General features: G+C 50.2%; 13 protein-coding genes. 11 read left to right on the forward strand and 2 right to left on the reverse strand.

The genetic code is table 11. The annotated features are described in order from the left end of the window. Positions 1-165: 165 nt before the first annotated feature. The gene (locus KTH89_RS15610) at positions 166-1,386 is read right to left on the reverse strand and encodes an argininosuccinate synthase (RefSeq protein ID WP_238722299.1); all 1,221 of its coding nucleotides are present in this window, start codon (positions 1,384-1,386) and stop codon (positions 166-168) included. 295 nt (positions 1,387-1,681) lie between these two features. On the opposite strand from KTH89_RS15610, the gene argC reads away from it, so the two are divergent. The 5 genes from argC (at position 1,682) to KTH89_RS15635 (ending at position 6,686) form a co-directional block, all read left to right on the forward strand. Next, complete coding sequence (gene argC / locus KTH89_RS15615) at positions 1,682-2,722, forward strand: N-acetyl-gamma-glutamyl-phosphate reductase (RefSeq protein ID WP_238722300.1); 1,041 nt, start codon at positions 1,682-1,684, stop codon at positions 2,720-2,722. A 142-nt stretch (positions 2,723-2,864) separates the two neighbouring features. After that, positions 2,865-3,308, forward strand: a complete 444-nt coding sequence (locus KTH89_RS15620) for a GNAT family N-acetyltransferase (RefSeq protein WP_158342576.1) — start codon at positions 2,865-2,867, stop codon at positions 3,306-3,308. 45 nt (positions 3,309-3,353) lie between these two features. Further along, positions 3,354-4,577, forward strand: a complete 1,224-nt coding sequence (argJ, locus tag KTH89_RS15625; protein ID WP_238722301.1) for a bifunctional glutamate N-acetyltransferase/amino-acid acetyltransferase ArgJ — start codon at positions 3,354-3,356, stop codon at positions 4,575-4,577. A gap of 32 nt (positions 4,578-4,609) precedes the next feature. Beyond that, positions 4,610-5,509, forward strand: coding sequence for an acetylglutamate kinase (gene argB, locus KTH89_RS15630; protein WP_238722302.1), 900 nt, complete (start codon positions 4,610-4,612; stop codon positions 5,507-5,509). Beyond that, positions 5,499-6,686 carry an aspartate aminotransferase family protein gene (locus KTH89_RS15635; protein WP_238722303.1) on the forward strand — a complete coding sequence of 396 codons (1,188 nt, stop codon included), beginning with the start codon at positions 5,499-5,501 and terminating at the stop codon, positions 6,684-6,686. The genes argB and KTH89_RS15635 overlap by 11 nt, the downstream gene beginning before the upstream one ends. 117 nt (positions 6,687-6,803) lie before the next feature. Here the strand turns inward: KTH89_RS15635 and KTH89_RS15640 are convergent, their stop codons facing one another. After that, a complete protein-coding gene (locus tag KTH89_RS15640; RefSeq protein WP_238722304.1) occupies positions 6,804-7,865 on the reverse strand; it encodes a helix-turn-helix domain-containing protein in 1,062 nt (353 codons plus the stop codon). A 300-nt stretch (positions 7,866-8,165) separates the two neighbouring features. On the opposite strand from KTH89_RS15640, the gene KTH89_RS15645 reads away from it, so the two are divergent. The 6 genes from KTH89_RS15645 to KTH89_RS15670 all read left to right on the forward strand — a co-directional run bounded on the left by KTH89_RS15645 (position 8,166) and on the right by KTH89_RS15670 (position 14,691). After that, positions 8,166-8,834, forward strand: a complete 669-nt coding sequence (locus KTH89_RS15645; RefSeq protein ID WP_238722305.1) for a nuclear transport factor 2 family protein — start codon at positions 8,166-8,168, stop codon at positions 8,832-8,834. A gap of 10 nt (positions 8,835-8,844) precedes the next feature. After that, a complete protein-coding gene (locus KTH89_RS15650) occupies positions 8,845-9,555 on the forward strand; it encodes a hypothetical protein (RefSeq protein ID WP_158342570.1) in 711 nt (236 codons plus the stop codon). Next, positions 9,552-10,463 (forward strand): ABC transporter permease, encoded by a 912-nt coding sequence (locus tag KTH89_RS15655; protein ID WP_238722306.1) that lies wholly within the window; start codon positions 9,552-9,554, stop codon positions 10,461-10,463. The genes KTH89_RS15650 and KTH89_RS15655 overlap by 4 nt, the downstream gene beginning before the upstream one ends. A gap of 11 nt (positions 10,464-10,474) precedes the next feature. Then, the gene (locus tag KTH89_RS15660) at positions 10,475-11,353 is read left to right on the forward strand and encodes a carbohydrate ABC transporter permease (protein ID WP_238722307.1); all 879 of its coding nucleotides are present in this window, start codon (positions 10,475-10,477) and stop codon (positions 11,351-11,353) included. A 65-nt stretch (positions 11,354-11,418) separates the two neighbouring features. Then, positions 11,419-12,951, forward strand: coding sequence for an ABC transporter substrate-binding protein (locus KTH89_RS15665; protein ID WP_238722308.1), 1,533 nt, complete (start codon positions 11,419-11,421; stop codon positions 12,949-12,951). A gap of 57 nt (positions 12,952-13,008) precedes the next feature. Next, positions 13,009-14,691, forward strand: coding sequence for a glycoside hydrolase family 3 protein (locus KTH89_RS15670; RefSeq protein WP_238722309.1), 1,683 nt, complete (start codon positions 13,009-13,011; stop codon positions 14,689-14,691). The last annotated feature ends 45 nt before the right edge of the window (positions 14,692-14,736 follow it).

Below are 14,736 nucleotides of genomic sequence, written 5' to 3' on the forward strand. Positions count from 1 at the left end.
TCAATTTATTACCAGCAAAAACATAGAAAAGCGGTATAGCCCCAAAAAGCTATACCGCTGATAAACCAAGCTATATCATATTTTCCGAATTCTTACTATATGAACATGACGCTAACATACGCAAACGCTGCAGTTCTTCCGGCATTACAGAAGTAAGAAACCGGACTATTTATTCTCTGCCTCAGCCATCTTCATCGCACGGACTTTCAGCGGCAGACCGAACAGATTGATAAATCCTTCCGCGTCGTGATGGTCGTAAAGCTCGCCGGTTGTGAAGCTGGCCAGTGTCTCGCTGTACAGAGAATAAGGGGAAGTCGTCCCGGCTTTGATAATATTGCCCTTGTACAGTTTGAATTTCACTTCTCCGGTCACATATTCCTGCGTGGAGTCCACGAAAGCCTGAACAGCCTCACGCAGAGGAGTGAACCATTTCCCTTCGTATACGATATCGGCAAATTTATTGCCCATTTCTTTCTTTACAGTATAGGTGGCGCGGTCCAGGATCAGCTCTTCCAGCTGCTGATGCGCTTCCATCAGGATCGTTCCGCCAGGTGTCTCATAGACGCCGCGGGATTTCATACCGACCACGCGGTTTTCCACGATATCGATGATGCCGATGCCGTGCTTTCCTCCCAGTGCGTTTAACTCACGAATGATGTCGGAAACTTTCATTTCTTTGCCATTTACGCTTGTGGGAACACCCTTTTCAAAGGTCATGGTGACATATTCCGGTTCGTCCGGCGCTTCCTCCGGAGTGACGCCCAATACCAGAAGGTGATTGTAATTCGGCTCCTGAGCCGGATCTTCCAGTTCGAGTCCCTCATGGCTGATGTGCCATAAGTTCCGGTCGCGGCTGTAGCTGGAATCTGTGGAGAACGGCAGATCGATGCCATGTTCTTTGCAGTAGTCAATTTCATCCTGACGGGACTGCATCTTCCAGGTCTCATTGCAGCGCCAGGGAGCGATGATCTTGATGTTCGGAGCCAGCGCTTTGATACCCAGCTCAAAACGGACCTGATCGTTGCCTTTTCCGGTAGCGCCATGGCAGATGGCTACAGCGTTTTCTTTTCGGGCGATCTCCACCAGTTTTTGGGCGATCAGCGGGCGGGCCATGGAGGTTCCCAGCAGGTATTTATTTTCGTAGATCGCGTTTGCTTTGACACAGGGCATGATGTAGTCATCGCAGAATTCGTCTACCACATCTAATATGTATAATTTCTCAGCGCCGGATAATTTCGCCCGTTCCTCCAGGCCGTCCAGTTCGCTTTCCTGCCCTACGTCGATACAGCAGCAGACTACTTCATAATCATAGTTTTCTTTTAACCAGGGAATAATGGCGGTGGTGTCCAGGCCTCCGGAATAGGCTAATACGACTTTTTCTTTCATAATCTAAGTTCCTCCTGTGAATTCTTAGTTCTATTTTTTATCTTTTCATGAACTTCCTTCGAGCTAAAACTATGATACAACATTCTTTTTGATTATGCAAGTGAAATAATATGCAAAAAATAGAAATTTTATTCATAATACTTGCATATTATTAACAAAATATGTATAATTATGCAAATATAAGGGGTAAAATTCGGAAAATCCCTTTACTTCCGGTAAAAACTGATATAATATATGAAAAGACAAAGACATTATGGAAAAAATCAGACAATAATTAAGAAGAGGAGTAAGTGGGATGATAAGAGTGGGAATCATCGGAGCGACCGGCTATGCGGGACAGGAGATCGTCCGGCTGTTGATGGGACATAAAGAAGCGAAGATCCAATGGTATGGATCCAGGAGTTACATAGATAAAAGATACTACGAGGTATTCCAGAACATGTTCCAGATCGTGGACGACACTTGTCTGGACGATAATATGGAGGAACTGGCCAATCAGGTGGATGTCATTTTCACCGCCACGCCGCAGGGGCTGTGCGCATCTCTTATAAATGAAGGGATCCTCTCAAAAGTCAAGGTGGTGGATCTGAGCGCGGATTTCCGCATCAAAGACGTGAAGACCTATGAGCTGTGGTATGGAATCCAGCACAAGACCCCGCAGTTCATACCGGAAGCTGTCTACGGACTGTGTGAAATTAACCGGGAAGAGATAAAGAAGGCCAGACTGGTGGCAAATCCCGGCTGTTATCCCACATGCAGCACCCTGTCGATTTATCCTTTATTAAAGGAAGGGCTGATCGATCCGGACACGATTATCATCGACGCCAAGTCGGGGACGTCCGGGGCGGGCAGAGGCGCGAAGTTAGATAACCTGTACTGTGAAGTCAATGAAAATATCAAAGCCTACGGCGTTGCGACACACCGCCATACACCGGAGATCGAGGAGCAGTTAGGATATGCGGCCGGCAAAGAGATCCGAATCAACTTTACTCCGCATCTGGTTCCCATGAACAGAGGAATCCTGGTAACAGCTTACGCTTCGCTGAAAAAACAGGTTTCCTATGAGGAAGTTAAAGGGGCATATGATACATATTATGCCAATGAAACCTTTGTCCGGGTTCTGGATCGGGATGTCTGCCCCCAGACCAAATGGGTGGAGGGCAGCAATTATGTGGATGTCAATTTTAAGATCGATCCCCGCACCAACCGGATTATTATGATGGGCGCCATGGACAATCTGGTGAAAGGCGCCGCAGGCCAGGCGGTACAGAATATGAATCTCATGTTCGGTTTACCGGAAAATGAAGGACTGATGCAGGTTCCGATGTTCCCGTAGCCGTAGAGGCCAGGCAACATGCCGTGCACTGCAGCGGGAAGGAAGATGCCGCTTACGCAGTCCGACGCAGACGGAGAGCTTCGCAAGCGAAACTCTTGTTTATAGAATATAGGGCGCGGCAGGCGTGCCGCAGGAGGATAATATGGTACGGGCAATGACGATAGAAGATTATGATGGCGTGTACCGGCTTTGGAACAGGATACAGGGAATGGGAATACGCAGTATCGACGATTCCCGGGAAGGAGTTGCCCGGTTCCTGAACCGGAATCCCGGTTTAAGCGTGGTAGCGCTGGAAGATGGCAAGATCGTGGGAAGCATCCTGTGCGGACACGACGGACGCCGCGGCTGTTTCTACCATGTCTGTGTGGACGAGGACTACCGGCACCGGGGAATCGGCACCGAAATGGCTAACACGGCTATGGAAGCGCTGAAAAAAGAAAAGATCAACAAGGTTACGCTGATCGCGTTCCGCAGAAACGAAGTCGGCAATCTGTTCTGGAACAAAGAAGGATTCGCATACCGGACGGATCTGAATTATTACGATATGTCACTGAATGAAGAAAACATTACCACATTTGTGGAATAAGAGCATGAAGAATAAGAGGATGCGGAATAAGAGGAGATGTGTGTTATGAAAATAATCGACGGCGGAGTTACAGCTCCCAAAGGTTTTCAGGCGGCCAGTACGGCAGCGGCTATCAAATACCAAAACCGGAAAGATATGGCCATGATCTGCAGCGAAAAACCATGTAAAGCGGCCGGGACCTTTACGACTAACGTGGTCAAGGCGGCGCCTGTAAAGTGGGACGCTGAGATCGTCAAAAATTCCCCCTATGTGCAGGCGGTAGTCGTAAACGCGGGAATCGCCAACGCGTGTACCGGAGAGGAAGGAATGGGCTATTGTAAAGAGACGTCCGTGAAAGCGGGAGAACTGCTGGGGATACCGGCGGATGCGGTATTGGTGGCATCCACCGGAGTGATCGGCATGCAGCTGCCGATGGAGCGCATCACGGCCGGAGTGGCCGGTATGGTTCCTTTGCTGGCCCGGGGCAGAGAAGCGGCTAAGCTTGCCGCGGAAGCGATTATGACGACGGATACCGTTTCCAAGGAGGCGGCCGCCACTGTGGAAATCGGCGGCAAAACCGTCACGGTCGCAGGCATGTGTAAGGGATCGGGGATGATCCATCCAAATATGTGTACGATGTTAAGCTTTGTTACCACGGATGCGGCGATTACGAAGGAACTGCTCCAGGAAGCGCTGAGTACGGATATCCAGGATACTTATAATATGATATCGGTGGACGGCGACACCTCCACTAACGACACGGTGCTGCTGCTGGCCAACGGCATGGCGGAAAATCCGGAGATTACAGAAAAAAATGCGGACTATGAGGCATTTCTGGAAGCTCTTCACTATGTAAATGTGACATTGGCCAAGTACATGGCCGGAGACGGAGAAGGGGCGACCGCCCTGTTCGAGGTCAAGGTAAAAGGCGCCGCTTCGAAAGCCGACGCTGTCACGCTGAGCAAATCCATTGTGACCTCCAATCTTACGAAGGCCGCGATCTACGGCCATGACGCCAACTGGGGACGTATCCTGTGCGCGATGGGATATTCCGGCGTACAGTTCGATCCGGAAAAGGTGGATCTCTTTTTCGAAAGCGCGGCTGGCAAGATCCAGATCGTAAAAGACGGCACCGCCTTAAATTACAGCGAGGAGGAGGCCACAAAGATCTTGTCCGAACCGGCTGTGACCGCTGTCGCGGATGTGAAAATGGGCGGGGCCTCCGCGACCGCCTGGGGCTGCGATCTGACCTATGACTATATCAAAATCAATGCGGATTACCGTTCATAATGGAGTCTGCCATTCGTAAAGGAGCTGTTACCATGAGAGAAAATATGAATAAATATCTGGAAAAGGCGGAGGTGCTGATCGAGGCGCTGCCCTATATCCAGCGTTTTAACCGGAAGATCATCGTTGTAAAATACGGCGGCAGCGCCATGGTGGACGGTGAGCTGAAAAACAATGTGATCGAGGACGTGACCTTGTTAAAACTGGTCGGCTTCAAGCCGATCATCGTGCACGGGGGCGGAAAAGAGATCAGCCGGTGGGTCGGCAAAGTCGGGATGGAGCCGAAATTCATCAACGGCCTGCGGGTAACCGACGAGGAAACCATGGAAATTGCCGAGATGGTTTTAAATAAAGTCAATAAAGAGCTGGTGACCCTGGTAGAGCGCCTGGGCGTGAAGGCGGTCGGTGTCAGCGGCAAGGACGGCGGCCTGCTGAAGGTGGATAAGAAATACTCGGACGGCCAGGACATCGGTTATGTGGGAGAGATCAAAGAGGTGGATCCCCAGATCCTCTATGATATGCTGGAAAAAGATTTCCTTCCGATCGTATGCCCGGTGGGGATGGACGACGAATTCCACACCTACAATATCAACGCCGATGACGCGGCCTGTGCCATCGCTAAGACCATGAATGCGGAAAAACTTGCGTTTCTGACTGATATCGAGGGGGTCTACAAAGATTATGAGGATAAAGATTCCCTGATCTCGGAGCTGACCATCGGCGAGGCGGAGCAGTTGATTTCAGACGGGAACATCGGAGGCGGCATGCTTCCGAAGCTTGGAAACTGTATCGACGCCATTCGAAGCGGAGTGTCGCGGGTACATATCATGGACGGCCGGATTCCCCATTGCCTGTTGTTGGAGATCTTTACCAACAAAGGTATCGGAACCGCTATCATAGGAGAAGCAGAAAGCAGGTATTATCATGAAAAATAAGGATATCATCAGCCAGGCCGAACAGTATATCCTGCATACCTATAACCGTTACCAGATCGCACTGGATAAGGGAGAAGGCGTGTATCTGTACGATGCGGAAGGAAAGAAATATCTGGATTTTGCCGCCGGTATCGCGGTGTTCGCCCTTGGTTACCAGGACAAAGAATATAATGACGCGCTGAAAGAACAGATCGACAAGCTCATCCATACGTCAAATCTGTATTATAATCAACCCGCAGCCGAAGCGGCTGAAAAGGTGGTTAAGGCAGCGGGAATGGATAAGGTGTTTTTCACAAACAGCGGAACGGAAGCCATCGAGGGGGCCATCAAAGTGGCCAGAAAATACGCGTATCTCAAAGACGGCAGTACAGACCATGAGATCATCGCCATGAACCATTCCTTCCACGGCCGGAGTATGGGGGCCTTGTCCGTCACAGGGAACCCACATTATCAGGAAGCGTTCAAGCCTTTGATCGGAGGAATCCGTTTCGCGGATTTCAATGATCTGGACAGTGTGAGGGCGGAGCTTACGGAAAAAACCTGCGCGATCCTGCTGGAACCGGTTCAGGGAGAAGGGGGGATCTATCCCGCCGATCAGGAGTTCCTGGATGGAGTGAAGGCCATCTGCCGGGAGAAGGATATCCTGCTGATCTTTGACGAGATCCAGTGCGGGATGGGCAGAACCGGCGAGATGTTCGCCTGGCAGCATTACGGCGTACAGCCGGATGTGATGACCTGCGCCAAGGCGCTGGGGTGCGGGATCGCCGTAGGAGCCTTTGTGTTAAATGAGAAAGTCGCCAAAGCGTCCCTGGTTCCCGGAGATCACGGCACCACATACGGCGGGAATCCGCTGGCCTGCGCGGCGGTCAGCAAAGTGTTTGATATCTTCGAAAACCGCCGGATCGTGGAGCATGTCCGGGAGATATCCGCCTATCTGGAAGAAAAGTTGGATCTGCTTGTGGATAAATATGATTTTATCCGTGCGAGACGTGGAAAAGGTCTGATGCAGGGGCTGGTAGTCGAAGGACGTCCGGTGGGAGAGATCGTGAACCGCGCGCTTGACAATGGCCTGATCGTGATTACGGCGGCCTCCGACGTACTGCGGCTGGTGCCGCCGCTGGTGATTGAAAAGGAACATGTGGATGAGATGCTGGAGAAATTGGAACAGAGTTTCTGAAAGAATTGCACCGGGGATCAACGGTTTATCATTGCAGATTCCCGGTGCATTTTCTCGTCTTGTTAAATAATTTTTAAAGATCCGGGAAGCGTCCTTTTGGTGTAGTACCGGTAACCCTTAAGCCTGGTCTTCCTGCTTCAAGCTTTTGCGGAAACCGGCCGGGCTTAACCCTACCCGCTCTTTAAAACTGTTATAAAAGAACCCTTTGTTGTTATAGCCGACTTCCATCATAATTTCATCGATGTTTGAGCGGGTGGTCTCCAGCAGATGCTTGGCGTGCAGTATCCGTACCTCGATCAGATAGTCCGAATAGGTCATTCCGGTAAAATCCTTGATCAGGCGGTTAAAATAATTTCTCTGATAATGAAAGTGATCGATGAGATCCTGAATCTGTATATTCTGATAGTTCTGAAAAATATAATTCTTTACCTCGTCAAACAGATATTTTCGAAAGAAATCTTTTTCCTCCCGCGTATAGGAATACTCATATTCAGAGGCGATATTATCCATCAGCCGCACCAGATAACCCTTGCAGATATATTCAAAACCCCGCTTCTTGTCTTTGATCTCGAAGAGGATGTCGGAGATCAGGTTGCTGATGATTAAGCTTTCCTCAGGCTTTTTTGGAAAAAAGTACAGCATGTTCTGCTTGCCTTTTTCTTTGATAAAACTTCGGTGCAAAAAGCCCTGAAGGGTATCCTCATTCTCATAGGTCAGAAAAATTTCATTGATAACTGGTACGGACACGGAAATGTTGATGATGGTACCCTCGGACAGCGTGATGTCTTCGCAGTAGTAGGTGTTATCATCGATGAGCAACACCCCGCCCTCCTCCACCGTAACCTGGGCATCCCGTATATGATACACGATTTTTCCGCACAGCACATAGCTGATTTGGAAAAAGTCGTTGTACCGGTAATTGATGCTTTTGTTGGTAAGCTCGACGGTGGTGGGACTCCCGTCTGAATAGATGATATTTTTCATATGGCCGTTTTGCTGGAGATGATTGACCGAGGCGATAATGGGACGGGTGATCTGGTGATGTTCTTCCTGGGTTCCGGGTTCAAACACGGTCTTATAACCCAGATCCTCCGGGAGCTGGATCAGCTCCTCATAGGCCAGGTACAGATTTCGATTGGCGGCGGCTCTGGTGCTGTCGATTTGCGATGATAGCTTCATAGTATTCTCCTGTTCTCCCCCTTCGTTCTTCTCAAGCTTTTTCCTGCCAAGCTTACATATGTTTCTGACTTAATAAAATAATAATTTATTTATGATAAAGAGTCAATAAATGTATAGAAAACAGAGTGCAATAGGTAACTTTTTTGCACAGGATACGTGTCACTTTATGGAATAGTAAAAGAACGGAATATTCGGTAAGATACAGATAAGCAAATAAAGAGGGGCTTTGAGGAAGCAGAAGTCCGTCTGCGGTTTATGAGAAGAACCGTTTATAAAATAAGGCAAGCAGAGGATAAAGATATGGAAAACGAAGTCATGCAGGAGCAGGCAAAAAGGGTCGCGGATAAAATCCTTCGGCTGGAAGCCTACACAGAAATTCAAAATAACATGGGAAGCTGCGTGCTGTCCTATAATTACCGGAGACCGGAGGAGGTACTCTCTTTTTTCAGCAGCAGAGAGGATGCCACCCTTGAAATCGCCGACGAGGGAGTCTTCCGTGGGAAGGACATCAGAGAAGCAATTACTTACCTGATGCCCTCCACATGCGAGCCGGGAGAATTGATGGACATCCAGCTGGCCTCACCGATTATCGAGGTGGCGGAGGATCTGGAGACAGCCCGGGCCCAGTGGGTATGCCCCGGAATCGGAGCGCTGCCCCGGGAGGGGGAAGCGCCCCAGGCTATCTGGAACTGGGGAGTCATCGGCGCTGATTTTATCTATGAGCACGGCAGCTGGAAGATCTGGCATTTCCACTGGTTCCGGCTGATGAAGTGTGATTATCAGAAGGGCTGGGTACAGGATACCAGCCTTGAGAACCGGCCAAACATTCCGGTTCATCCGCTGGCAGAGGAGTCCACCTACCACAATCCCTATACACCATATTCGATCCGGGAATGCATCCCCATGTACCCCAGACCTTACAAGACATGGGATGGGGAGGATTGGATGCTGAAGAAAAAGAAAGAGTGATAGAAACGGTATGAAAAAAAGAAAAGCGTTTGAACAGTTGTTACAGGAATTAAGAGGACTGCCCCCGGATAAGCTGGCGGATTGGGAACGAAGATTGGATCTGCAGCTGTCCGTCTGGGAGATCCGTAATCTGCGGGGAATCTTTTACCGCTATCATGACGACCAGCACATCGGCCAGAAGAGAAGAGAACTGTACGCGGATGAACATCCCGGGGTAGATATGAAGGCTATACGAAGAGCCAGACTTCTGCCGGTGGTTGACAGCCTGGAGGGCAACACCCTGATCCATCCGCTGCTGACGCCAATCATTCGGGTGAACCGGGAAAATGACAAAGCCCGGGCGGTATTCACCTCCTTTGGCTATGAAGGCCTTTCCATACACCGGGAACCGCCTATGGCGATCTGGAGTATGGGATATATACCGGGGGGACATATAAGGCAGAACGGCGAGTGGAGGATCTTATACGGGGAGTGGCAGAGAACAGTTAAGGCAGACCGGGAAAAGGGCTGGGTACATGACATGCAGCGGTCCAACTGCCGGCCGAAGCTGACAAAGGAGGAAGACCGGAAATATCTGGGACAGTATGCCTATCGAAAAGAGGAATCCAGAAAACCGGTCCCGGCCTATCCGGATGAAAATACCTGGGAAGAGTATCCGGATGAGATGGATACGGCATGGATCCACAGAAATCTGGAGGATAGAAGGGATGATGGAGTATGAAAAAGAGGAAAATGGCATGGCGTTATCGGTATCTGTATCTGCTGATGCTGCCGGGGCTCATCTATTTACTGATTAATAATTATCTGCCGATGGCAGGACTGGTGATCGCTTTTAAGAAGGTCAATTTCAGAACCGGGATCTGGTCCAGTCCCTGGTGCGGATTGGAGAATTTCAAATATCTGTTTGCAACCAAAGACGCCTGGATCATAACCCGGAACACGATTCTTTATAACCTTGTGTTTATTATCCTGGGACTGGTGGTTTCAGTGGCGCTGGCGATCTTCCTGTCGGAGATGAGAAGTAAGAAAATGCGTTCCCTGCACCAGGGCTGCCTGCTGATTCCCTACATCATATCCTACGTGGTGGTCAGCTACCTGGTATATGCGTTTCTGGGAAGCAACGGACTCATCAACAAAGGGATCCTGCAGGAAATGGGCAAGAATTCCGTCAACTGGTACCTGGAAAGCAAATACTGGCCGTTTATCCTGGTGTTTGTCAATACATGGAAGAACGCAGGGTATGCCAGCGTGATCTATCTGGCTACGATCCTGGGATTTGACGATTCTGTATATGAGGCGGCCCAGCTGGATGGGGTAACGCCCTGGCAGAAGATCCGCTATATTACCATTCCGCTGTTAAAACCGACGATAATCACTCTGACCATGCTCAATGTGGGAAGAATCTTCTACTCGGATTTTGGCCTGTTCTATCAGGTGCCTCAGAATTCGGGAGCAATCCTCAATGTAACTAACGTTCTGGACACCTATGTATACCGGGGCCTTCTGGAACTGGGAGATGTGAGTATGTCATCGGCGGCAGGACTTTATCAGGCGGTAGTGGGATTCTTCGTAATCATGGCGGCCAATGCCCTGGTCCGTAAGATCAGTCCGGATGACGCTATTATATAGGAGATGTGAAGATGAAAAGACAAGTCGGTATTTATAGTGTACTAAAACATGCGGTTTTATGGATCTGTTCCCTGAGCTGCCTGATTCCCTTTATCCTGCTGATCATCTCTTCCTTTACGGAAGACAGTACGATTGCCCTGACGGGATACTCGTTCTTCCCCAAGTCCTGGAGTCTCGATGCCTACCGGTATCTGCTGGGACAGGGCGGCAAGATACTGCATGCGTATGGGATCTCCCTGTTCGTCACAGTGTTTGGCACGCTGGCGGGACTGGCTATGACGCTTATGCTGGCCTATCCGCTGTCCAGGCCGGATCTTCCGGGCAGAAGAATATTCTCGTTCTATGTACTGTTTACCCTGCTGTTCAACGGGGGACTGGTTCCCAGCTATATCATGTGGACCACGATCTTCCACATTAAGAACACCATATGGGCGCTGGTAATCCCCAATCTGATGGTCAAGGCATTTTTTGTGATTATGGCCCGCTCTTATTTTAAGTCCAACATTCCGCTTGAGATCATAGAGTCAGCCAGGATCGACGGGGCCAGTGAAATCGGCATATTCACCAGAATCGTCCTGCCCCTTTCGAAACCCATAGTCAGCACATTATTATTGTTTATCGGACTTTCCTACTGGAACGACTGGAATAACGGGCTGATCTATCTGACGGATTCCAGCCTGTACAGTATACAGAATGTGCTAAATGAAATGATTAAGAGTATTACCTCGTTGTCTACCATGGGCGGTTCCGTATCCAGCATGACCACACTGCCCAGCAATACGGTTCGGATGGCGATCGCGGTGGTCGGCACACTTCCGGTTCTGATGGCGTATCCCTTCCTGCAGAAAGGGTTCGTTAAGGGAATCGTTATGGGCGGTGTCAAAGGTTGATATCGAAACCTTACATATAGAAACACAACTTTTTAGAAAATCAATGATCCATAAGGAGGAAAAACATGAAAAGAAAATTATTGGCCTTATTATTGGCGGCGGCAATGACAATGACAGCTCTCACGGGCTGCGGAGGTAACCAGGCGGCAGATAACGGGAATAAAAACGCGGAGAACTCTAAGACCGAAGAAAACGGCGGGGACACCCAGGCGAAAGAGGGCGAGATCCCGAATCTGGTGGTCACCTATGCCTACTTGGAAGTGCCTGCCGATATCGATGCGGTGACGGAGAAACTGAATGAAATTACTACAGAGAAACTGGGCTGTACCGTAACCTTTATTCCTTATACCTACGGCAATATACAGGATCAGATGGCGCTTACCCTGGCTTCGCCCAGCGAACAGGTTGACTGCATGTTCGGCATGTTCCGTTCCGGTATCGCCGGAGCCGTGGGGAAAGGCCAGTTAAAAGCATTGGACGGTCTGCTGGATGAGTATGGACAAGATATCAAGGCTACGCTGGGAGATTACCTGGAAGGGACTACCGTAAACGGGGAAGTATACGGCGTGACTACCGTGCGGGATCTGGCCGGACAATCCGCTTATTATTTTGACAAAGCGATCATCGATGAACTGCAGATCGACCTGTCTGCGGTACACAAATATGAGGATCTGACCCCGGTATTTGCAAAAATAAAAGAGGCTTATCCCAATCTCTACCTGGCCTGTAACTCTGGCGTGAAACCGGAAGGCTATTACATGAGCGACGACGGAATCCAAGATCCGCTGACCGATAAACTGGGTGTGCTGATGGACAGCAGTGAGCTGAAAGTTACCAATCTTTTCGAGTCTCAGGAGTATAAAGATTTCTGTAAAATGATGAAAGAATGGAACGATGCGGGCTATGTGTACCCGGATATTATCACCGATGAGGCAAACGGAGGCCAGGCCCTTATGAAGAGCGGTGTGGTGGCCAGCTATCAGAATGTATATAAGCCCGGAGCCCTGACCGAAAATGAATTGCTGGCCGGAAGAGAACTGGAAGTGGCGGTTCTGGGAGAACCGATCTCCTATACCTCCAAAGTACAGAACTGGAGCTGGGTGATCCCGGAAAATTCGGTATATCCTGAATTGGCTATGCAGTTCCTGAATCTGCTGTATACCGATGCGGATCTGGTCAACCTGCTCAACTACGGGGTGGAAGGAAAAAACTGGGTATTGGATGCGGACGGCTTCGCAACAGACGGCCCGGATACGGATGGGTATTCCGATAAAACCGCATGGAAATCCGGAAACGCCATGCTCTCCGCCGTCTGGAAGGGAGATGAGGCGACCCTTTACACAGACCTGATGGATTGGAATAAGAGCGCCAACAAATCAGCAGCCCTTGGATTTGCATTTGATTCCGCCAATGTCACTTCGGAATATACCGCGCTGTCCTCAGTTACCGCCCAGTACCGGATGATGATCGAGTGGGGATTCGCAGCCGACGTGGACGCGTCCATCGCTGAGATGAACGACGCATTATACGCGGCGGGGTTAAAGGAATATATGGCAGAAAAACAAAAACAGCTGGACGCCTGGGCTGCCGCAAAATAGAAGAGGCCGGTACAGACAGAGCAAAGCGCAATCTATAAAAAGGAGATGCGAAAATATATGGTAGCATTAACAGCAAATCCGTTTTTCCTGGATCAGGAGCAGCGGCGCTGGGTTGAAGATACACTGGCGGGAATGAACGTAGAGGAGAAGATCGGACAGCTCTTCTGCGAGACACTCTGGAACTGTACCTCTGAGGAGAGCGACGTGATCTTCAGTGAGATCAAACCCGGCGGAGTCATGTTTCGGCCAAACACAGCGGAAGACTTGAACAAGTTCACACAGATCGTCCAGGAACGCTCTGACATCCCGCTTTTGATCGCTGCGAATTTTGAACGGGGCGGAAACGGGGGAATCAGCAACGGGACCTATTATGGAACACAGATGCAGGTGGCGGCCGCTGACAGTGATGCGTGCGCCGAACAGCTGGGCATCGTCGCGGGCCGGGAAGGGGCGGCGCTGGGATTCAACTGGTCCTTCGCGCCGATCGTGGATATAGACGAGAACTATCTGAGTACGGTGACCAACACCCGGACCTACGGTTCGGATCCGGATAAAATCATTCGTATGGCAAAGGGCTATATAGAGGGAGTCCACCGGTATAATCTGGCCGCCACCATCAAACATTTCCCGGGTGACGGGAAAGATTTCCGGGATCAGCATAAGGTAGCTACCGTGAATAGCTGTACGGTGGAAGAGTGGGATGAAACCTTCGGGAAAATATACAGGGAGCTGATTGCTTTCGGCGCGGATGCAGTCATGGCGGCTCACATTATGTGTCCGGCCTACAGCAAGTTCCTGAATCCAAAACTTACGGACCGGGAGATCCTTCCGGCCTCTCTCTCCCGGGAGCTTCTGCAGGGACTGCTTCGGGACAGGCTGGGCTTTAACGGCCTGATCGTGTCGGATGATACGCATATGACGGGCTTCATGACTTCGATGGAGCGGGAGAAGGCGGTACCTTACTGTATCGCGGCCGGAGTAGATATGTTCCTGTTTACCATCAATCACAGCGAAGATGTGGATTATATGCGTAAGGGAGTCAGAGACGGAATCATTACGCGGGAACGCCTGGATGAGGCGGTCACCAGAATTCTGGCGCTGAAGGCGAAACTGCGGCTGTATGAAAAGAACAATAAGCAAAGAGTGGACTTCGGTCAGGAGATCGTCGGCTGTGAAGAGCACAGAACCTGGGCCGCGGCATGCGCGGATCAAGCTGTTACCCTGGTTAAGGATGTGAACAAGCTGCTGCCGTTGTCACCGGAAAAATATAAACGGGTGCTGCTGATTCCTCTGGAAGGGGAAAAGGCCGGGCGGTACGATAACAATCCCCAGTACCGGAAATTCCGTAGATCCCTGGAGAATGAGGGCTTCCAGGTATTCGAAATGGATCTGGAGGAGATGCCGGGAATCGGCAAGACAGGAACCGGTATCCGGCCTTTAAAGGAGAAATATGACCTGATGCTTTATTTTATAGGCGCCCACACCGGCTACCGGATCAACTGGCAGTCTATCGTATGTGGGGAGATCCCCTGCTATACAAAGGAGATACCGACCATGGCCGTCTCCTTTAACAGCCCATACATGCTTATGGATATTCCCATGGTCAGTACCTATATCAATGCCTACAGCGAGTCCGACTACACCAGGGAAGCGGTGGTGGAAAAGATCATGGGCAGAAGCCCCTTCCTGGGCGTAAGCCCGGTGGACCCTTTCTGCGGAATGTGGGATCTGCCGCTGTAATGTGGGATCTGCCGATAATGTGGAGATCTGCCGCTGTAATGGGAG

The sequence above is a fragment of the Diplocloster agilis genome, from assembly GCF_019042275.1.
Taxonomy (GTDB): Bacteria; Bacillota; Clostridia; order Lachnospirales; family Lachnospiraceae; genus Diplocloster; species Diplocloster agilis.